The 20,614-nt window shown below is 73.8% G+C and carries 17 protein-coding genes and 1 pseudogene; 10 read left to right on the forward strand and 8 right to left on the reverse strand.

From position 1 onward, the window contains the following. Positions 1–36: 36 nt before the first annotated feature. From ACFQ79_RS35390 to ACFQ79_RS35415, 6 genes and pseudogenes are all read right to left on the reverse strand, one after another. A complete protein-coding gene (locus tag ACFQ79_RS35390; RefSeq protein WP_383591055.1) occupies positions 37–1,929 on the reverse strand; it encodes a helix-turn-helix domain-containing protein in 1,893 nt (630 codons plus the stop codon). Between the two features lie 134 nt (positions 1,930–2,063). Beyond that, positions 2,064–2,906, reverse strand: a complete 843-nt coding sequence (locus tag ACFQ79_RS35395) for a 3-hydroxybutyrate dehydrogenase (protein ID WP_383591058.1) — start codon at positions 2,904–2,906, stop codon at positions 2,064–2,066. Between the two features lie 55 nt (positions 2,907–2,961). Further along, positions 2,962–3,380 (reverse strand): annotated as a pseudogene (locus tag ACFQ79_RS35400) (NUDIX domain-containing protein). A 52-nt stretch (positions 3,381–3,432) separates the two neighbouring features. Continuing rightward, a complete protein-coding gene (gene lnt / locus ACFQ79_RS35405; protein WP_383591061.1) occupies positions 3,433–5,208 on the reverse strand; it encodes an apolipoprotein N-acyltransferase in 1,776 nt (591 codons plus the stop codon). Positions 5,209–5,329: 121 nt separating this feature from the next. Further along, positions 5,330–5,902, reverse strand: a complete 573-nt coding sequence (locus ACFQ79_RS35410; protein WP_383591064.1) for a hypothetical protein — start codon at positions 5,900–5,902, stop codon at positions 5,330–5,332. Positions 5,903–6,167: 265 nt separating this feature from the next. Next, complete coding sequence (locus ACFQ79_RS35415) at positions 6,168–6,947, reverse strand: glutamate racemase (RefSeq protein ID WP_383591102.1); 780 nt, start codon at positions 6,945–6,947, stop codon at positions 6,168–6,170. 73 nt (positions 6,948–7,020) lie between these two features. Here ACFQ79_RS35415 and ACFQ79_RS35420 point away from each other — a divergent pair, with 73 nt between their 5' ends. The 5 genes from ACFQ79_RS35420 to ACFQ79_RS35440 all read left to right on the forward strand — a co-directional run bounded on the left by ACFQ79_RS35420 (position 7,021) and on the right by ACFQ79_RS35440 (position 13,516). Further along, a complete protein-coding gene (locus tag ACFQ79_RS35420; protein WP_383591067.1) occupies positions 7,021–8,244 on the forward strand; it encodes a glycosyltransferase in 1,224 nt (407 codons plus the stop codon). 385 nt (positions 8,245–8,629) lie between these two features. Beyond that, a complete protein-coding gene (locus ACFQ79_RS35425) occupies positions 8,630–9,133 on the forward strand; it encodes a DUF6643 family protein (protein WP_383591070.1) in 504 nt (167 codons plus the stop codon). 55 nt (positions 9,134–9,188) lie between these two features. After that, positions 9,189–10,013 carry an MOSC domain-containing protein gene (locus ACFQ79_RS35430; protein ID WP_383591073.1) on the forward strand — a complete coding sequence of 275 codons (825 nt, stop codon included), beginning with the start codon at positions 9,189–9,191 and terminating at the stop codon, positions 10,011–10,013. 130 nt (positions 10,014–10,143) lie between these two features. Continuing rightward, on the forward strand, positions 10,144–10,752 hold the full coding sequence (locus ACFQ79_RS35435) for a hypothetical protein (RefSeq protein WP_383591076.1): 609 nt from the start codon (positions 10,144–10,146) through the stop codon (positions 10,750–10,752). Positions 10,753–11,110: 358 nt separating this feature from the next. Continuing rightward, positions 11,111–13,516, forward strand: coding sequence for a right-handed parallel beta-helix repeat-containing protein (locus ACFQ79_RS35440; RefSeq protein WP_383591079.1), 2,406 nt, complete (start codon positions 11,111–11,113; stop codon positions 13,514–13,516). Here the strand turns inward: ACFQ79_RS35440 and ACFQ79_RS35445 are convergent. Then, positions 13,486–15,921, reverse strand: coding sequence for a hypothetical protein (locus ACFQ79_RS35445; protein WP_383591082.1), 2,436 nt, complete (start codon positions 15,919–15,921; stop codon positions 13,486–13,488). The two genes, ACFQ79_RS35440 and ACFQ79_RS35445, sit on opposite strands and share 31 nt — an antisense overlap. 134 nt (positions 15,922–16,055) lie before the next feature. Between ACFQ79_RS35445 and ACFQ79_RS35450 the strand changes: the two genes are divergently transcribed. The 3 genes from ACFQ79_RS35450 (at position 16,056) to ACFQ79_RS35460 (ending at position 18,175) form a co-directional block, all read left to right on the forward strand. Further along, positions 16,056–16,883, forward strand: coding sequence for a DeoR/GlpR family DNA-binding transcription regulator (locus ACFQ79_RS35450; RefSeq protein WP_383591084.1), 828 nt, complete (start codon positions 16,056–16,058; stop codon positions 16,881–16,883). A 22-nt stretch (positions 16,884–16,905) separates the two neighbouring features. Beyond that, positions 16,906–17,352 (forward strand): SRPBCC family protein, encoded by a 447-nt coding sequence (locus ACFQ79_RS35455; protein WP_383591088.1) that lies wholly within the window; start codon positions 16,906–16,908, stop codon positions 17,350–17,352. Between the two features lie 322 nt (positions 17,353–17,674). Further along, entirely contained in the window at positions 17,675–18,175 is a 501-nt protein-coding gene (locus ACFQ79_RS35460; protein ID WP_383591090.1) for an SRPBCC family protein, read from the forward strand. Here the strand turns inward: ACFQ79_RS35460 and ACFQ79_RS35465 are convergent. Beyond that, on the reverse strand, positions 18,135–19,277 hold the full coding sequence (locus tag ACFQ79_RS35465; RefSeq protein WP_383591092.1) for a PLP-dependent cysteine synthase family protein: 1,143 nt from the start codon (positions 19,275–19,277) through the stop codon (positions 18,135–18,137). The two genes, ACFQ79_RS35460 and ACFQ79_RS35465, sit on opposite strands and share 41 nt — an antisense overlap. A gap of 185 nt (positions 19,278–19,462) precedes the next feature. Here ACFQ79_RS35465 and ACFQ79_RS35470 point away from each other — a divergent pair, with 185 nt between their 5' ends. Both ACFQ79_RS35470 and ACFQ79_RS35475 read left to right on the forward strand, forming a co-directional pair. After that, on the forward strand, positions 19,463–19,789 hold the full coding sequence (locus tag ACFQ79_RS35470; protein ID WP_383591095.1) for a hypothetical protein: 327 nt from the start codon (positions 19,463–19,465) through the stop codon (positions 19,787–19,789). 182 nt (positions 19,790–19,971) lie between these two features. Continuing rightward, a partial coding sequence (locus tag ACFQ79_RS35475; RefSeq protein ID WP_383591099.1) for an ATP-binding protein occupies positions 19,972–20,614 on the forward strand: 643 nt, incomplete at its 3' end.

Here is a 20,614-nt window from a genome sequence, read left to right on the forward strand (position 1 = left end):
GGCCCCGCTCGTGACGAGCGGGGCCCCGGGCCCTTCTCATGGGGTCGTGACCGCGTCCGCCAGCGCGTGCAGGCGCAGCGCCAGCTGGATCTCCAGGGCGCGGGCCGGGGACTGCCAGTCCGGGCCGAGGAGGCGTCCGATCCGTTCCAGGCGCTGGGCCACCGTGTTGACGTGGACGTGGAGTTCGTCCTTGGTGCGGGCCGGACTCATGCCGCTCGCGAAGTAGGCGTCCAGCGTGCGGATCAGGTCCGTGCCCCTGCGCCGGTCGTACGCGACGACCTGACCCACCGTCCGGTCGACGAAGCCGTCGATGTCCCGGCTGTCGGCGAGCAGCAGGCCGAGGAAGCCGAGGTCCTCTGCCGCGGCGCCCTGGCCGGAGCGGTGCAGGAGCCGGAGCGCGTCGAGGCAGCGGCGGGCCTCCTCGTACGCGACGGCCACCTGGTCCGGGTGGTCGAGGGGCGCCCGTACGGGTGCGGAGGCGCCCACGGTGACGGGCTCGCGCAGGGTGCCGCCGAGGCTGCGCGCGGTCTGCCGGGCGAGGTCGGCGGCGCTCTCGCCGGGACCGAGGGGCAGCAGCAGGACGGTGCCGCCGTCGCGGGCCGAGGCGAGTCCGTGGCGGGTGGCGGCCAGGTGGGTGGCCGCCGACCAGAGGCGCTGGCGGTCGGCGCTCTCGCGGCCACCGGTGTCCGGGTCGGCCGTGCCGCCGGCCCGGTCGATCCGGGCGGCGAGCACCACGTGCGGGGCGTCGCTGTCGGTACGGAGCCGGGCTGCGCGCTCCTTGAGGAGCCGTCGGTCGCGGTCCGGGGCGTCGAGGAGGTCGTCGAGGAGTTCACCCCGTACCCGCTGCTCGGCCTCGCCCGCGGAGCGGCGGGCGAGCAGGAGGAGGGAGGTGACGAGCGCGGCGCGTTCCAGGGTGCGCTGGTCGACCGGGTCGAGGTCCGGCTGGCCGTGCAGCACGAGGGCGCCCAGGGTCTCTCCGCCGGCGGAGACGGCGGCGACCCAGTCGTCGCCCTCGCGGACGGCGTGGCCGTCGGCGCTGCGGGCCGTTCCGGCTCCCTCCTCGGTGAACTCGACGGTTCCGCCGAGGACCTCGGAGACGGCGTGGGCGACGTCGTGGACGCCGCCGCCGTGCAGAACGAGCTCCGAGAGCCGGTCGTGGACCTCGGACGCGCGTTCTATGACGCCGCTGTGCTCACGGATGATGTCGTTGGCGCGCTCCAGCTCGGCGAGGGCCGAGCGGGTCTCCGCGAGGAGGTTGGCGGTGTCGATGGCGACGGCGGCGTGCGCGGCGAAGGAGCCGAGCAGCGCGACCTGTTCGCGTTCGAAGACCCTGGCCCGCCGGTCGGCGGCGAAGAGGACGCCGATGACCTGGCTGCCGAGGCTGAGCGGGACGCCGAGGATGGCGACGAGGCCCTCGTCCCGTACGGCCGTGTCGATGGTCCGGGTGTGCTGGAAGCGCGCGTCGTCGAAGTAGTCGTCGGTGACGTACGGGCGGGCCGTCTGGGCGACGAGGCCGCCGAGGCCCTCCCCCATGCCCAGTCTGAGCTGCTGGAAGCGGGCGGAGACGGAGCCCTCGGTGACCCGCATGTACGTGTCGCCGGCCGCGGGGTCGTTGAGGCTCAGATAGGCGCACTCCGTGCCGAGGAGCGAGCGGGCGCGCTGGACGATCGCGCGGAGCACGGCGTCCAGGTCGCGGAGTCCCGCGAGGTCGTGGGCGGTGGCGAAGAGCGCGGACAGTTCCGCCTCGCGGCGCCGCCGCCCCTCCAGCTCGGCCCGGACCCGCAGGGCGAGCTGCTTGGCCTCTTCGAGCTCGGCCAGCGCCTCGGGGCCCGCGCCGCTCGCACGGGCGAGCAGCACGGGCCGGTCGTAGGCCTCCGTCGCGGCTCCCCTGGTGAGGAGTTCGAGGTAGGAGACGTGTTCGTGGGACATGGACACAGGGATACCTGCCGAACGTGTGGTCGCACCACCCCTGTGGACGACCTTCACGGGGAAGCAGGGACACCAGGGGCGCAGGGGGCAGGGGCCCCGAGGGCGCCGGAGTCAGGGGTACTGGCGGCCGTCCTTCAGTGGGCGGTCCAGCCGCCGTCGAGCGTGAAGGAGGTGCCCGTGATGAACGAGGCCTGGGGGGTGCAGAGATAGAGCACGGCCTCGGCGACCTCGTCCGGCTCGATGAGCCGCTTGAGCGCCGAGTCCTTCAGCAGGACGTCGGAGAGGACGCGCTCCGGCGGAATGCCGTGAGCGGCGGCCTGGTCGGCGATCTGCCGTTCGACGAGCGGAGTGCGTACGTAGCCGGGGTTCACGCAGTTGGAGGTGACCCCGTGCGGGGCGCCTTCGAGGGCGGCGGTCTTGGACAGGCCCTCCAGACCGTGTTTGGCGGCCACATACGCGGACTTGAAGGCGGAGGCGCGCAGCCCGTGGACGGAGGAGATGTTGACGATCCGGCCCCAGCCCTGGGCGTACATGTGCGGCAGAGCGCCCCGGATCAGTCGGAAGGGCGCTTCCAGCATGACCGTGAGCACGGTGTGGAAGACGTCCGGCGGGAACTCCTCGATGGGCCGGACGAGCTGGAGTCCGGCGTTGTTGACGAGGATGTCGGCGCCGTCGGCGGCCGCCTCGGCGGCGTCCAGGTCGGTGAGGTCGAGGAGCCGGGGCTCGAGGCTCCCGGAGAGCCCGGCGGCCTCCTCGGCGAGGGTCTCCAGGCCTTCGGCCGCCCGGTCGACGGCTCTGACCCGGGCCCCCGAGGCGGCGAGCCGCAGCGCACAGGCGCGCCCGATGCCGCCGGCCGCGCCGGTGACGAGCGCGGTGCGGCCGGTCAGGTCGAGGACGACGGTACGGGGCTGGGGTGCGGCGGCGGGCGAACCGAGGTCCGACACGGCACCGGGAGGGGCGGTGATGGGGGCGCTCATGCTCCGCACCCTATGAAGCGCCCACTCCCCCACCGATGTGTTCCGGGCCCATAGTTCAGCTGGTTGCTGTGGTGCGGAACCATGTGGGTTCGTCGGCCAGCGCCTTCTCGATCCGCAGCAGCGAGAAGCGCTTCATCTCCGGCAGGTCGTTCACGTCGAACCAGCCGACCTCGGTGGACTCGTCGTCGTTGACCCGCGCCTCGCCGCCCACCGCACGGCAGCGGAAGGAGACGTCCAGGAACTGGCACTGGTCGCCGTTGGGGTCTCCTCGAAGACCTCGCGCACCGCGCAGTCGGCGGGCTGCTCCCCGGGCTCGACGATGCCCCCGACGATCGCCCAGCGTCCGTTGTCGGCGCGCCGGCCGAGCAGCACCCTGCCCCGGTCGTCGAAGACGACGGCGCTCACTCCGGGCAGGAAGAGGAGCTGGTGGCCGGCTGTCTCGCGCAGGGCCCGGATGAAGTCAGGGGTAGCCATGCACCGACCCTAGATCATCCGTGGGCCGCCCCCGTCGGGCGCCGCTTCCGCTCTACTCCGACCCGGTGCGCCGGGCCCGTACCGAGCGGAAGGCCGACCAGCCGAGACCGGCGGCCGCGAGCGCCACGAGGAGGGCCTCCGGCAGGGTGCCCATCCGGGTCGCCGGGGTCAGGGAGGAACGCAGCGGCACCTTCTCGACGAGGACGTCCGGGGTGAACATCTTCGTCTCGGCGACGATCTCGCCGTCGGGGCGGATGACCGCGCTGACCCCGCTGGTGACGGGCACGACCACCGACCGGCTGTGCTCGACGGCCCGCACCCGCGACATCGCGAGCTGCTGGTAGGTCATCTCGCTGCGGCCGAAGGTGGCGTTGTTGCTGGGGACGCTGATGAGCTGGGCGCCGTGGGTGACCGTGTCGCGCACGGCCCAGTCGAAGGCCGCCTCGTAACAGGTGGCGAGGCCGACCTTCGTACCGGCCAGGTCGAAGACCCCGACCTTCGTACCGGCGCCGAAGTCGCGGCTCACCCGGTCGACGTTGCTGTTGAAGACGCGCACGATGGACCGCATCGGGATGTACTCGCCGAAGGGCTGGACGTGCCGCTTGTCGTAGGTGGCGACGGGGCCGCGGTCCGGGTCCCACTCGATGAGGGTGTTGCGGAGCTTGCCGGTCTCGGGGGCGATGACCGCGCCGATCACGGTCGGCACGCCGATCGCGCGGACGGCGCCGTCGATGACCTCGGCCGCGTCGGCGTTCGCGTAGGGGTCGATGTCCGAGGAGTTCTCGGGCCACAGCACGAAGTCGGGCTGCGGCGCGCGGCCGGCCTTGACGTCCGCGGCGAGTTCACGGGTGCGGGCGACGTGGTTGTCGAGGACGGCCCGGCGCTGGGAGTTGAAGTCGAGGCCGAGGCGGGGCACGTTGCCCTGGACGGCGGCGACGGTGGCGGTGCCGTCCTCGGCCGAGTCGTCGACGAGCGGCAGCGCCGCGAGGGCGCCGGTGACCGGGACGAGCACGGCGAGCGCGGCGGCCACGAGCGGGCCGCGCGGGAGCGTGCGGGGGCGGGCGTCGGCGGCCGCCTCGAGCCCGGTGCCGGGGCGGGTGCCGGAGCGGGTGGCGGGCGCACGGTCCGCGTCCGTGCCGGCGGCCTCGGCGGCCGCGCCGGTTACGGAGTCCTCGTCACGGACGGTGCCGGTGACGGAGCCCTCTTCGCGCACCGCGCCGGTCTCCGTCCCCGGGGCCCTGCGGGCCTGGATCTGGCGGTACGTCTCGTACAGGCCGAAGCCGCAGAGGGCGACGGCGAAGCCGAGCACCGGCGTGCCGCCCACGGCGGCCAGCGGCAGGAAGATCCCGTCCGCCTGACCGAAGGCGATCTTGCCCCACGGGAAGCCGCCGAAGGGCACGCGCGCGCGTGCCGCCTCCGCGAGGATCCACACCCCGGCGGCGAAGAACGGCCACCACGGGAGCCGGGAGACCGCCGCGATGCCGAGGCCGGCGAGGGCCACGAACAGCGCCTCGACGGCGGCCAGGGCGAGCCAGGGCCCCGGGCCGACCTCCTCGCCGGTCCAGATGAGCAGCGGCATCAGGAAGCCGAGCCCTGCGAGGTATCCGAGGCCGAACCCGGCGCGGAGCCGGCGGCCCCTCAGGCTCCAGCCGAGCAGGGCGAAGGCGGGCAGCGCGAGCCACCACAGGGGGCGCGGCGGGAAGCTCAGGTAGAGCAGGAGCCCGGACAGCAGTGCCGCCCCGGGCCGGACGAACCGCCGCAGCCGGGGAGCCGGCGTGGGGGCGGTGTCGGCTGCGGACGCGTCGACGGGGGTGATGGTGGCGCTCACCTTGCGGAGTCTACGGGTCGTTCCTGTCGGCGGCGGAGGGCGGGCGGGCCCGGCGTGTGGCCAGGCGTTCGGCCCGGCGTGTGGCCCGGCGTGTGGCCCGGCCGGGCCGCTTCGGCTCCGGTCAGACGGGGCGGCCGGTGGGCGCGGGAGGCGCGGGCGGGGCCATGTCGCGGAGGCGGTCGCGGATGACGCGGACGGCGGATTCGGCGTCGTCGACGGTGACGGTGAACGTCAGTCCGTCGCCGAGGCGCAGGATGAGGCCCTCGCCCCGCCGGACGACCACGGCCGTGCCCTTCTCGGGGCGCCAGCGGTAGCCCCAGCCGCCCCAGTGGCGCGGGGTGACGCTGGGCTCGAAGTCGGCGCCGACGACATGGGAGAGGAGGATGCGGCGGCGCGGCACGCCGATGTGGCCGCAGCGGACCTCCATGGCGCTGTCGTCGACCTTCACGGCCACATGGACGAAGGCGAGGGTGCCGAAGAGGACGAGGAGTCCGGCGGCGACGCAGCCGATGACGGCCATCAGGAGGGGTGCGATGCCCGAGGTCCAGGCCGACTCGACGGCGAGGGCGATGCCGAGGGCCACGCAGGCGGCACCGGCGGCCGCCGCGACCCACTGGAAGCGGTTGGTGGCGCGGCCGGTCCAGACGGCGGGCGTCCGCTCGTCGGCGTGCTCATTCCGGGCGTGGTGCCTCATATCGGGAAGAGTACCCAGGTTCGCCCGGAACAGCGCGACGGAGCGAGGTCACCCGGGCACGCTCGGTGACAGCCCTCGGCGGGGAGCGGGCGGGGCCCCGACGCCAGGTGGCCGGTGACGTCCGCCACTCGGCGGGACCTGCGTGAACGCCGCGGGACCGGCGCGAACGTCGCTCGGGTGCGACTTGTCGCTCGGCGGGCGAGGCGGGCGCCGCTCAGCGGGCTCGTGGCGCGAACGCCAGTCGGCGGGCGGGTGCGAACGCCGCTCAGTGGGCCGGTGCGACCGCCGCGAGGAGTCGGCCTTCGGCGTAGCCGAGGGCGGTGGCGGGGAGCGGTCCGGGGCGGCCGCTGAGCAGGACGGAGAGGCTGCCGGTCGGGTCCGCGTCGGGGGCCGGTCGGGCGCCGACGCGGCGGAGCGCCTGCGCGGCGACGGCTTCGGCGGAGCCGTGGAAGACCAGCGGGGGCAGCCCGGCGCGGCCGCGGGCGTCGAGGGCGGCGAGGATCCGTTCCTCGACCAGTTCGTAGTGGGTGCAGCCGAGGACGACGGTGCGGACGTCGCGAGGGGTGAGCGCGGCGGCGGCGGCGACCGCGCGGTCGACGGCCTCGGGGTCGGCGTGCTCCACGGCGTCGGCGAGGCCCGGGCAGGGCACCTCGGTGACCTCGGCGCCGTCGGCGAAGTCGCGGATGAGTCCGCGCTGGTAGGCGCTGCCGGTGGTGGCCGGAGTGGCCCAGATGGCGACCTTGCCGCCGCCGGCGGCGGCGGGCTTGATCGCGGGCACGGTGCCGATGACGGGGATGTCCGGTTCGAGGGCGGCGCGGATGGCGGGCAGGGCGTGCACGGTGGCGGTGTTGCAGGCCACGATCAGGGCCTGCGGGCGCTGCTCGGCCGCGGCGAGGGCGACGGCGACGGCGCGCTCCGTGAGGTCCTCGGGGGTACGCGGTCCCCACGGCATCCCGTCGGGGTCGTTGGAGAGGAGAAGGTCCGCGTCCGGCCGGAGCCGCCGCACCGCGGCCGCTGCCGGGAGGAGGCCGATTCCGGAGTCCATGAGCGCGATCTTCACCCGGTCACCCTAGCCGATGAGCGTTCTGAGCCCCTTGATCTGGGGCAGACTGCCGCGAATGAGCACCCTCGCCTGGTTCGCGCTCGCCTCCCTGGCCGTCTGGGTCTGGCTGCTGTTCGGCCAGGGCTTCTTCTGGCGCACGGACCAGCGGCTTCCGTCGGCCCCCCGCGATCAGGAGCCACCCGCGCGCGGGGAGCGGGAGCGGTGGCCCCGGGTGGCGATCGTCGTGCCGGCGCGGGACGAGGCCGAGGTGCTGCCGCTGAGCCTGCCGTCACTGCTCGCCCAGGTGTATCCGGGGGTCGCCGAGGTGATCCTGGTGGACGACGGGAGCACGGACGGCACGGGCCGGCTGGCCGTCGAGCTCGCCGCACGGCACGGGGGGCTGCCGCTGACCGTGGTGTCACCGGGTGAGCCGGAGCCGGGCTGGACGGGGAAGCTCTGGGCGCTGCGGCACGGCATGGCGCTGGCACGCACGCGTGGACCCGGGTTTCTGCTTCTGACGGACGCGGACATCGCCCATGAGCCGGACAGTCTCCGTCTCCTGGTGTCGGCCGCGGAGGCGAACGGTCTCGACCTGGTGTCGCAGATGGCCCGGCTCCGGGTGGAGAGCCTGTGGGAGCGTCTCGTCGTGCCGGCGTTCGTCTACTTCTTCGCACAGCTCTATCCCTTCCGCTGGATCAACCGGCCGCGTCCGCTGGCGACGGCCGCCGCGGGCGGCTGTGTGCTGCTGAGGACGGAGACGGCGGTGGCGGCGGACGTGCCGGAGGCGATCCGGCAGGCGGTGATCGACGATGTGTCACTGGCGCGGGCCGTGCGGCGGACCGGTGGCCGGATCTGGCTGGGGCTCGCGGAGCGGGTCGACAGCGTGCGCCCCTATCCGGGGCTCGGCGATCTGTGGCGGATGGTCGCCCGCAGCGCCTACGCGCAGCTGCGACACAGTCCGCTGCTGCTCCTGGGGACGGTGGCCGGTCTCGTCCTCGTCTATCTGGTGCCTCCGGTGGCCCTGTCCGCGGGTGCGGTGCGCGGGGACGGGGCGGCGGCCTGGGCGGGTGGTGCGGCGTGGGCGGTGATGGCGGGGACGTACGTGCCGATGCTCCGCTACTACCGGCAGCCGCTGTGGCTCGCGCCGCTGCTGCCCTTCACCGCGTTCCTCTATCTCCTGATGACGGTGGACTCGGCGGTCCGGCACTACCGGGGTGTCGGTGCGGCGTGGAAGGGCCGGACGTACGCGCGGCCGGAGGCGGCACCGGAGCGGTGCCGTGATGTCGCACCGGGCGAGTGACGGTGACGTCGCTTCAGGTGAGCGCGCCGTCCTCTTAACGGAAATAGTTTTCCCGACACGGGGAGTAGCGCCGTCAATTCGGCGTGTACACATCGCCCTGGAGATCCGTGGATTGACGCTTAAGCATGCCCATGATCACTCCCTGCACGCCTTCCGGGCACCTTTTCTTTATGTGTTCTTCATGCCCGGGGACGACCGGCCGACCCGGGGGCCCCGACCCGCCGGTAACCCCCTCCGAACTCGGCTTTTACATGATCTTGGCACGTTCCGCCGCCCGTTTTTGGCATGTTCGCTCGGATTGGGGATCCACTTCTTCACGAAGCCCGTCAAACAACCCTCTAATCAGGCTCCCCAACCAGCACATCGTGGGCTTAACTTATGTGCCATGACCTCCCCCCGCTCCACCTATGGAGGCGGTTACCACACCGCGCCGTCCTTCCCGGACACCCCGATCTACGACTCCCTGGTCGCGGAGCGGGGCACGCCTCAGATCGCCCCGATCCGAGTGCCCGCCGCCTACGACACCGGCAGCAGCTTCCCGGCCAGTGGCAGCAGCTTCCCCTCCAGCGGTTCCTACCTGCCGGCGCTCCCCGCGGCACTGCCCGCCCTCCCGGCGGCGCCCAGCCCGCAGCCCTCCTACGGCAACGGCTACGGATACCCGCAGCCCGCGCAGCAGATGGCTCCCGTGCCCCTGCAGCACGCCCCCGCCCCGTACATCCCGCAGCAGCAGGTGGCCCCGCGCGGCTACCAGGGCGGCCAGTACGCGCAGCCGCCCCGCCCCGCCCCCGCGGGGTACGAGGCGATGCGCCCTGCGGCTCCCCGGCCCGCGCCCGCGCCGATGCAGTACGAGGACCCGTACAACCGTCCGTACCAGGGCGGAGGCTACTGACCGGCTTTCATCCTCCGGACGGCGTCGGGTCCGGAGCGGCTGGCAGGATGACCGCATGCCGACTCCTCTGCTCCGCTCCGTCCACGTCCACCCGGTGAAGGCCATGCGTGCGCTGGCCACCGCGGAGGCCGAGGTCCAGCCCTGGGGGCTGGCCGGGGACCGTCGCTGGGCCGTCGTCGACGCGGCGGACAAGGTCGTGACCCAACGCCGTCACCCCCGGATGGCGTTGGCCACGGCGGAGCCGCTGCCGGGCGGCGGGGTCGTCCTGTCCGCGTCCGGTCGTCCGCCGCTGACCGTCGAGGTACCGCACCCCTCGTCCACGGTCACGGTGGACGTCTTCGACAAGCCGGTGGAGGCCGTGCCGGCCGGTCCCGAGGCGTCCGGCTGGCTCTCGGCGTATCTGGAGGGCGAGTTCCGGCTCGTCCACATGGACGCGCCCGAGCACCGGCGCCCGGTCGACCCGGACTACGCGCTGCCCGGCGAGACGGTGAGCTTCGCGGACGGCTATCCGCTGCTCGTCACCACCACGGCGTCGCTCGACGCCCTCAACTCCCTCATCGCGCAGGGGGACCACGCTCATGAGGGCCCGCTTCCGATGAACCGGTTCCGGCCGAACCTGGTGATCGAGGGAGCCGCCCCCTGGGCGGAGGACGGCTGGACGCGGCTCGCCGTCGGGGAGGTCGCCTTCCGGGTCGCGCGGCCGTGCGGGCGCTGTGTCGTCACCACGACGAACCAGTTCACCGCCGAGCGCGGCAAGGAGCCGCTGCGGACCCTGGCCCGGCACCGCAAGAGCGGCGGCCGGGTCATCTTCGGCCAGAATCTCGTCCCCGAGCACACCGGCACCGTCCGGGTCGGCGACGAGGTGAAGATCCTGGACTGAGCCGCCGCCCCTCCGCGCCTTTCGACACCCCCTGCGGGACCCCCGTCACACTTCACCGGCCCGACAGGCGGGGAACCCGCCCCCGGGGCACACTCGTTGAAGGAGCTGTGAACAACGAGGGGGTTCCGACGTGCGTGCTGCCATCGGACTCTGGCGCTGGCGGCACAATCCCCTGCGCCGGACCACGGATCTCGTCGAGGCCTGGGTCGCCTTCGTGGCGGTCGCGCTGCTCTGTCTCGTCGTGCCCCTCACCGGCTGGGCCGCCGGCACCTCCGCCCACGGCTCCCTTCAGCGCGCGGTCCGCACCCAGCAGGAACAGCGTGTGCCGACGACGGCCCGGGTGCTCAGACCCGCCGACCGGCCCGCGGGCGGCCCCAGGACCGCCGAGGCGGCCGGCGAGGAGCGTCTGCGCCGCTCCGTCGTGGCCGAGTGGACCGCACCCGACGGCTCGACCCGTACGGGAACGGTGACGACGGCCCGGCGGACGTCCGCCCCGGGCGCCACCTTCCCCCTGTGGACCGACCGGTACGGACACCCCGTCGCTCAGCCCATGCACGAGGACACCGCCCGTGCCCACGCGGCCGTCGCCGGTCTGACGGCCGCGCTGCTCGCTGGACTCATGGTCGAGATCGTCCGCCGCCTCGCCGTACGCCGCCTGGTGCTGATGCGGTACGCGCGCCTCGACCGCGCGTGGGCGGCGACCGGTCCGGACTGGGGCCGCACGGGAACCGGCAGCTGACCCCGGTCGAACATCGACCATCGACCAAGCCTCGGCACGACCGCGGCGGAAGCCCACACCCGCCCGGCTTCCGACCGACGCCCGACCACGCCCACCCGGCTTCCGACCGACGTCCGACCACCGCCCGTCCGACATCCGACCGCCGCCCGACCGGCTTCCGGCAGCGCCACCGCGCGACCGAGCCCGACCGACCTCGACCATCGGCGACCGTCCCCTGACCGGGCGTGACATGTGCCCGGCGCCCACGCCGCAGCGGGTGCACGTGCGCGTCCACGACCCGTCAACCCCGCGCCCTCGCGCGCGCTACGGTGGGGCATCGGATCAGCGGCGAGGCATGAGGCGGGGGCAGGACACACCCATGGCACAGGGCACGGTCCAGGTGACGCACACCGGCACATCGCGGTGGCGGCGCCGCACGGGTGAGTACCCCTCGCTCGCCGCCGCACTCGAAGCGGCCGGGGACGGGGACGTGCTCACCATCGCCCCCGGCACCTACCGGGAGAACCTGGTGGTCCGGCGGGCGGTCACCCTGCGCGGCCCCGAGGGCTCGATCGGCTCGGTGCGGATCGCACCGCCGGACGGGGTGCCGCTGACGCTGCGCGCCTCCGTCACCGTCCAGGACCTCCACATCGAGGGGCAGGACGTCGCCGCTCCGGCGCTGCTCGTCGAGGACGGCACCCCCGAGCTGCTCGATCTGCGGATCATGACCCGCTCGGCGGCCGGGATAGAGGTGCGGGGCGCGGCCAGGCCGACGGTCCGCCGCTGCACCGTCGACAATCCCGCCGGGGTCGGCATCGCCGTGGTCGACGGCGCGGGCGGGGTGTTCGAGGAGTGCGAGGTGGTCTCCGCCGGGCAGGCGGGCATCTCGGTGCGGGGCGGTGCGCACCCGCGGCTCGAACGCTGCCGGGTGCACCACGCCTCCGGCGCCGGAATCGCCGTGACCGGTGAGGGCAGCGGGCTCGAAGGCGTCGGCTGCGAGGTGTACGAGATCAAGGGCGCGGGTCTCCAGATCGCGGCCCGTGCGACCGCCCACCTCACCGACTCCTCGGTGCACCGCACCTCGGGCGACGGCATCACGCTCGACACCGACGCGGTGCTCACGCTCTCCGACTGCGACATCCACGACGTCCCGGAGAACGCCGTCGACCTGCGCTCGCGCTCGGTCCTCACGCTGACCCGGTCGACCGTCCGCCGCTTCGGCCGCAACGGCCTCTCGGTGTGGGACCCGGGGACCCGGGTGGACGCCAACCAGTGCGAGATCCACGACAGTACGGGCGACTATCCGGCGGTGTGGGTGAGCGACGGGGCGACCGCCGTCCTCGACGCCTGCCGGGTGCACGACGTGCCGGACGCGCTGTTCGTCCTCGACCGGGGTTCGCGGGTGGACGTCGTCGACAGCGATCTGTCGCAGGTGCGGAACACGGCGGTGTCGGTCAGCGACGGGGCGACGGCGCAGCTCGACGACTGCCGGATCCGGGAGGCGTCGACGGGTGCCTGGTTCCGGGACCACGGCAGCGGCGGCACGCTCGGCGGCTGCACGATCGACTCCGTGCAGACCGGGGTCATCGTCACCAAGGGCGCCGATCCCACGATCGACCGGTGCACGGTCACCTCGCCCGCGGAGGCCGGTTTCTACGTTTCGGCGGAGGGCCGCGGCTCCTTCACCGGCTGCCGGGTCACGGGCAGCGGCGGGTACGGGTTCCATGTCACCGACGGCTGCCGCACCACCCTGCGCAAGTGCCGTACGGAGCGGTGCGCGCGCGGCGGTTACGAGTTCCCGGAGGAGGGCGCGAGCGCCGAGGACTGCACCAGCGACGAGAGCGCGGTCCGCTCCTCCGTGCCCGACGGCGGGACGGTCCTGACGGCCACCCAGTCGGGAGGGCTCCTCGGGACGGTGCCCACACCGCGCGTCCCGGCCGTCGTACCGGTCCCGGACGTTCCGGCGGTGGACGCCCGTTCCTCGCAGGACGTGCTCGGGGAACTCGACGCCCTGGTGGGCCTGGAGAGCGTCAAGCTGGAGGTGCGGACCCTCACCAACATGATCGAGGTGGGGCGCAGACGTCAGGAGGCGGGGCTCAAGGCCGCCTCGGTCCGCCGCCATCTGGTCTTCACGGGCAACCCGGGCACGGGCAAGACGACGGTGGCCCGGCTGTACGGCGAGATCCTGGCCTCGCTGGGGGTCCTGGAGCGCGGGCATCTGGTGGAGGTCTCCCGGGTGGACCTGGTCGGCGAGCACATCGGCTCGACGGCGATCCGCACCCAGGAGGCCTTCGACCGGGCGCGCGGCGGGGTGCTGTTCGTCGACGAGGCGTACGCCCTGTCGCCGGAGGACTCGGGCCGTGACTTCGGCCGTGAGGCGATCGACACGCTGGTGAAGCTGATGGAGGACCACCGCGACGCGGTGGTGGTGATCGTCGCCGGCTACACGGCGGAGATGGAGCGCTTCCTCACGGTCAACCCCGGTGTGGCGTCCCGTTTCTCACGGACCATCACCTTCGGCGACTACGACCCGGACGAGCTGCTCCGGATCGTGGGACAGCAGGCGGACGAGCACGAGTACCGGCTCGCCCCGGGGACGGACGAGGCCCTGCTCGTGTACTTCACGAAGCTGCCCAAGGGTCCGGCCTTCGGCAACGGGCGTACGGCGCGGCAGACGTTCGAGTCGATGGTGGAGCGGCACGCGGGCCGGGTCGCCGAGCTCGCCGAGGCGAGCACGGACGATCTGACGCTGCTCTACCCGGACGATCTGCCCGAACTCCCCTGATCGGTCGTCTCGTTCGGCTCGCGCTGGTGGGGTACGGCGGGCGGGAGCCGGTCCAGGAGGGCGCCGCGCCGGTGGGCGAACGCCGGGTCGGCCTGGTAGTCGGAGTGGCCCAGGATCGGTTCGGGCAGCGGGTGGGCGCGGGTGCGGCCGTAGGCGACCGGGTCGAGGAGGACCTCGGCGTCGACGGCGGGCCTGCCGCCCTCGGCGGGGACCCGGACGGGTCCGCCGATGGGGTCGGTGGCGCGGTACAGGTTGCTCCAGCAGTGGACCGTGCGGTTCAGGGCGCGCAGTGCCTCCGGGCCGAAGTAGGCCGGGAACCAGCGTCCGTAGAGCCGCTCCAGGGGGGATCCGTAGGTGAGGAGCGCGACCCGGCCCCGGGTGGCGGGCGGCAGTTGCCAGACGGCGGCCGCGGCGAGCACGCTGCCCTGCGAGTGTCCTGAGATGACGAGCCGGCCGCCGGTGCTCCGGGTCCAGGAGCTCATCCGCCAGGTCAGGTCGGGGACCGCCCGTTCGGCGTAGCAGGGCGGGGCGAACGGGTGGGCGGCGCGCGGCCAGAACGTGCCGACGTCCCAGAGGATGCCGATGGTGCGGCGGGCGGAGGCGTCCCGGTAGGCGCGGCGGCCCCAGGTGACGAAGAGCAGGAAGCCGAAGCCGATCATCCAGGAACCGATGGCCTGGGTGACGGTGGCCAGGGAGGCGATCGCCGGATGGGCTCCGTCGAAGGCCCGGCCGGGGACGTTTCCGCTGGCCCAGGCGCCGGCGACGGAGCCCGCCCCGAGCAGCAGGGTGGCTCCGGAGATGACGCCGACGAGGACGGGGGCGGAGTCGGTGAGCGACGCCCGGGCCCGGCCAGCCGCGATCTGGCCGGTACGGACCGGGTCGCGTTCGTCGGCGGCTTCGTAGTCGGCCTCGACCTGTTCGCGGATTCGTCGTCCGGCGATCACGGTCCGTACGGCGAGGAGGACGGCGGGCACGAGCAGCAGCAGGAGCAGTACGGGGATGACGGATGCCTGCCAGCTGAGGAGTACGGGCGGGCTGATGCGGGGGCCGCCGTCGCCCATGCCGGGGGTGGCGGGCCCGTCGAGCCAGTCGGCGACGCGCTGGGCGACACCTCCGGACATCACTCCGGCGAGCGCGCAGGCGAGCATGGCGACGGCGGGGCCGCCGAGTCCGCGCAGCGCGGTGCGGGTGTCCCCGCGGGGCCGTTGGAGGAGCACGGCGACGACGCCGAGGGCGACGACGAGGCCGCCCTGGGCGAGGGTGAGTCCGCCGAAGGCGACGTTGCCGGGCAGCGCTCCGCCGGAGGTCCAGCCGGGGCGGGACCAGCCGGCGTAGAGGGCGGTGAGCGCGAGCACGGCGAGCGAGACGCCGGGCAGCCAGGAGACGAGGGCCCGTTCGACGCGCAGGTCGAGACGGCGCTCGCTGCGGCCGCGGCGGCAGACGACCCAGAGGACGAGCACCGCGAGGGCGGCGACGGCGGCCTGGAGGGCCCGGCCGAGGAAGGAGCCGGCGCCCGCGCTGGTGGCGTCGTGCCGGGCGGTGGCCGTGGCGAGGGCGGCGGCGACGGTGAGGAAGCCGGCGGCGGTGTGGGCGGCCCTGAGGCGGGCGACGAGCCGGCGGCCGTACCAGAAGCCGGGGCGGCCGAGGGCGGGCCGCAGTTCGACGGGGCCGGGACCGTCGTCCCCCCGGTCGGCGCTCTCCGTGTCGGCGGCCCCGTCCGCGACCGGGGCCGGTCCCGTGGCGGCCCGTGGTGCGGCCACGGGGTCGTCGTATCCGGTGGGCGGGCGCTGCGCCTCGTACGCGCTCCAGGTCCGGTTCGACAGGTACCAGAGGAGGCCGACGAGCAGCGTCGGCACCAGGGCGGCGAGGGCGAGGCGGCGGCCGGGCGCCGACCACCAGCCGCCGCGCGCCTCGGAGAGGAAGCCGAGCCAGGAGTACGCGTCGGTGCAGGCGGCGCTCGCGGCGCACTGCCAGGCGGTCAGGTCGAGGGCGACCTCGCAGGCGGCGGCGGTGAGCAGCACGGTGAGGGTGAGGGCCACCAGCCGGACGAGGACGCCGTACGTCCGGACGAGCCCCGGCCTGCCCTGGGCGGGCGGGCGCATCCAGTGCGCGAGGTTGACGACCATGAAGGGCAGGAGCAGCAGCCACAGGGCGCGGGCGCCGTCGCCCGAGGTCAGATGGGACCAGACGTACGCCTCCGGGACCGGGCGGGCCGCGTACCGCTCCGGGTGGTCCTCGGCGTCGACGTCCTCGGCCCGCCGGTGCATGGCGGCGGTCCTGTCGCCCGTGATCCGTACGGTCCTCGGATCGTCGAGCATGTCCTGGGGGGTGGCTCCGCCGACTCCGTGGACGAGGAGTTCGAGCGCCGCGCCGCCGCTCTCCGGAGCGGGTGTGGCAGGGGACACTGAGGGGACTTCCTCTCAGGGTGGGAAGATGCGACGTCGGCACCAGGATCGCGGACAGTGGTGCGCCCGCGCACCGTTCCTCACCGAATCCGACACCCATCCCCTTGTCTCCTGCGGAAGGACCGGCCCCGGCGGTGACTGACAACCAGAACCTCCTCGCGGAGCAGCGGCGTGCCCTGATCCTCGACGAGGTACGGCGGCGCGGCGGTGTACGGGTCAACGAGCTGACCCGGCGCCTCAGCGTCTCGGACATGACGATCCGTCGCGACCTGGACGCGCTGGCCCGGCAGGGCATGCTCGCGAAGGTGCACGGCGGGGCCGTTCCGGTGGTCGAGGCGAGTACCCACGAGCCGGGCTTCGAGGCCAAGTCGGTGCTCGAGCCGAGTGCCAAGGACGAGATCGCCCGGACGGCGGCGGCGATGGTCGCGCCGGGCAGCGCGATCGCCCTGTCGGGCGGCACGACGACCTACGCCCTGGCCCGGCATCTGCTCGACGTGCCCGACCTGACCGTGGTGACGAACTCGGTCCGGGTCGCGGACGTGTTCCACGAGGCCCAACTGACGGGTGGTGGTGGCGAGTCGCGGCGCGGAGCGGCCACGGTCGTCCTGACGGGCGGGGTGCGCACGCCCTCCGACGCCCTGGTGGGGCCGGTGGCGGACCGGGCGGTCCGCTCGCTCCACTTCGACCTGCTGTTCCTCGGGGTGCACGGCATCTCGGTGGAGGCGGGCCTCTCGACGCCGAATCTGGCGGAGGCCGAGACGAACGGATGCCTGATGCGGTCGGCGCGCCGGGTCGTCGTGGTCGCCGACCACACCAAGTGGGGCACGGTGGGCCTGAGTTCGTTCGCCGGTCTGGACGAGGTGGACACCTGGGTGACGGACCGGGGCCTGCCCGAGGACGTACGGGCCGAGGTGGCGGAGCACCTGCCGGGGCTCGCGGTGGCGGGCGAGGAGCAGGCGTGAGCCTCCTTCCCGGGGACCGGGCATGACGCTCTTCCGGGTCGAGCGGACCGTGTCGCCGGCTCCGGACGAGGTGTGGCGGCGGCTCACGGACTGGCCGGCCCACGGCCGCCAGGTGCCGCTGACCCGGACGAGCGTGCTGACGCCGGGGCCGAACCGGGCCGGGACCCGCTTCACGGCCCGCACCGGCATCGGCCCGCTGTCCTTCGACGACCCGATGGAGGTCGTGGTCTGGGAACCGCCGGAGGCGGGGACGGACCGGGCGGGCGTCTGCCGTCTGGAGAAGTCCGGGCGGGTCGTGCGGGGGTGGGCGCTCGTCGAGGTGACAGAGATGCCGGGCGGCGGAAGCCGGGTGGTGTGGACGGAGGAGCTGTCCGTACGGGGCCTGCCGCGGGCCTTCGACCCGGTGCTCGGGTGGGCGGGGCGTGCCCTGTTCGGCCGGGCGGTGGACGGGCTGCTGCGGGAGGGATGAGGCGGGCCCGGCGGACGGACGGAGGCGGCGGCGGACAGACGGTGTCGGCGGACCGAGACCGACGGCCGGTGTCGACGGACGGAGACCGACGGCCGGTGTCGGCGGCGGCCAGCGTCGGCGGCGGCCAGCGTCGGCGGCGGGTGTCGCCGCGGCTGTCGACAGCCGGTGTCGCCGCGGCTGTCGACGGCCGGTGTCGCCGACGGCCGCGGCCGGTCCTGAGGAGTGAGCGGGGCCACCTTCCGCACCCCCTGTGCTGTTGACATTCCGTCAGCTAGGGTGCACTTCCGCTTCCGTCCTGTTCCATCCTGGGGAGGGTTGGTCCATGGCACGCCGACTGAGGCCGGTGGAGCTCGACTTCACCGCGTCCGCACCCGTCCGTCTGGTCTTCACGGCGACGCTCGCCGCCCCGCCCCCGACCGTCTACCGGTCCCTCGCCGTGGAGGTGGGGAGCCTGCCCGCCTGGTTCACCCCGGTCTCCTCCGCCGTCCCGTCGGGCGACGGGGCGGGCCGGACGGTCCGCCTCCGGGGCGGGATCGTCTTCGAGGAGACGATCCTCGCCGCCGAGCCCGACGCCCGGTACGCCTACCGGGTCGACTCGACCAACGCCCCCGGCATGGCGGCCCTCGCGGAGGAGTGGGCCCTCTCCCCCGCCGGCAAGGGCACCCGGCTGCGGTGGACGATGGCCGCCGACGGCGCCGCGCCGTTCCGGCTGGCACTGCGCCTGGCGGGGCCGGGCGTGGGGCTGTCCTTCCGGGACGCCGCGCGCCGGCTCGACCGGCGGCTCACTCCGGCCAGGCCCCCGTCTCCAGGAACCGCTCGATAGCGGCGCTGTAGGGGCCGATGTCCAGACCCTGGGCGGCCAGCCAGTCGTCGGAGTAGTACTTGTCCAGGTAGCGCTCGCCCCCGTCGCAGATCAGGGTGACGACACTGCCGGTCCGCTCATGGGCGACCATCTCGGCGATGATCTTGAAGGCGCTCCACAGGCCGGTGCCGGTGGAGCCGCCGGCCTTGCGGCCGATCGCCGCCTCCAGGGCGCGGACGGCGGCGACGCTCGCCGCGTCGGGCACCTTCATCATGCGGTCGATGGCGCCGGGTACGAAGCTGGGCTCCATCCGGGGACGGCCGATGCCCTCGATCCGCGAACCGCAGTCGGCGGTGGCGTGCGGGTCGTGATGCGTCCAGCCGTCGAAGAAGCAGGAGTTCTCCGGGTCGGCGACACAGATGCGGGTGTCGTGCTGCATGTAGTGGACGTAGCGGGCGATGGTCGCCGAGGTGCCGCCGGTGCCCGCGGTGGCCACGATCCAGGCGGGCTCCGGATAGCGCTCCAGCCTCAGCTGCTGGTACATCGACTCGGCGATGTTGTTGTTGCCGCGCCAGTCGGTGGCCCGCTCCGCGTAGGTGAACTGGTCCATGTAGTGACCGCCGGTGCGCTCCGCGAGCGCGGCGGCCGCCTCGTACATCGTGCGCGAGTCGTCGACGAAGTGGCACTGCCCGCCGTGGAATTCGATCAGCCGGCACTTCTCGGGGCTGGTCGTGCGGGGCATCACCGAGATGAAGGGGACGCCGATCAGCTTCGCGAAGTACGCCTCGGAGACGGCGGTCGACCCGCTGGAGGCCTCGATGACGGGCTTGCCGGGCCGGATCCAGCCGTTGCAGAGGCCGTACAGGAAGAGGGAGCGGGCGAGGCGGTGCTTGAGGCTGCCGGTGGGGTGGGTGGACTCGTCCTTGAGGTAGAGGTCGATGCCCCACTTCTCGGGGAGCGGGAAGCGCAGCAGATGCGTGTCGGCCGAGCGGTTGGCGTCGGCCTGGACCTTGCGGACGGCTTCCTTGAGCCAGGACCGGTACGCCGGGTCGGTGCGGTCGACGTCGACGGTCACCGCCGCGGTGGTGACACCGCTCTCCACACTGTTCTCGGTGGTGCTCATCCGCGCCTCTCCTCAATCACGTCCCGGGGCTCCCCCGCTGCCGACCATACCCCTCCCACCTGGGCAAACGTTTCCTTTGACTGTCCATAGGGATGACTTGCGGACGCCGTGCGGAAGGGCCTCTGGTGCGGGCCGCGACGGCCCGGCACACTGGGAGGGCAACCGGGTGAAAGGGGCGGATCGGCATGTCGGAACCCGAGTTCAGCGCGAGGGGCGTACGGATCGCCCGCTGGCCGCGCTCACTGACACGCGCCGGCGAGGTGCGGATCGAGGACGGACGGCTCGCCCTCCTCACGAGCTACGGCAGCGAGATCGACAGCGCCCCCGTGACGGCGGTCCGGGCGGGGCGCCCGTGGTTCGCGAAGCCCGACGAGGCGGTGGCCACGGTGAACGGCACGCGCTACCGGCTGACCCTCGACAAGGGCGGCGCCACCGGTGGCGAGGGCCGCGCCGCGTCGGAGGAGTCGGGACGCTTCCTGGCGGCGCTGAAGCGCGCGGCGGGGCGGCGCTGAGGCGACACCCCGGCGTGTCGCGGGTCGCCGTGAGTTGCGGGACGCTCACCACTGGTTCAGGCTGGTACCACCTCACCGAGGGTTGACCGGTGGTGACAGTGTGCTCAGGTCGCCACCCTGCTGTACCGCATGTGAGATCCGAATCTTCGTCTTCTTCCGGACTACTTCGGGGAGTCGCAGCCGTGATCAGCGAGCCGAGCAGGTATTACGCGGTGGAGCTCCAAGCCCTGCCGTCGCGGATCGGACAGGTCCGCAGGATTGTCTCCGCGCATCTCCGTCATTGGCAGCTCGACGCCTTGATCGACCATGCCGTGCTCGGTGTCACCGAGCTCCTGACGAACGTCCACCGGCATGCCCGGCCGGACAAGCGGTGCACCGTCGAGATCGAGCTGCTGCTCGACCGCCTCACGGTCTCCGTCCGGGACCACGACCCCCGCATACCGGAGGCCGTCGGGTGCCCGGACCCGCTCGACGCGTACGAGGGGGGCGACGGGTACGAGGAGCTGGCCACGTCCGGTCGCGGCCTCGCCATCGTCGGTGCGCTCAGCGAGAGTTGGGGCGTCCGTCCGTGCGGGGCCGACGGCAAGGTGGTGTGGTTCACGCTCGCCGCGCCGCCGCCCGCCGTCCCGGTCGAGACGCGTTCCTACGCCGTGTACGGCACGACGGCCGAGGGCCCGTTCCGGGAGTACGCGCCGTTCCCCGGCGTTCCGCTCAGCGCCCCGGCCGACCCGGCCGCCGCCCCTGCCCTCGAACCCGCTCTCGCGCCGGCCCCCGCCGTGGCCACTGCTGCGGCCCCGTCAGCCCGTGCGGCCCGCCGGCACCCGG

This window comes from Streptomyces sp. NPDC056480 (assembly GCF_042795405.1).
Lineage (GTDB): Bacteria > Actinomycetota > Actinomycetes > Streptomycetales > Streptomycetaceae > Streptomyces.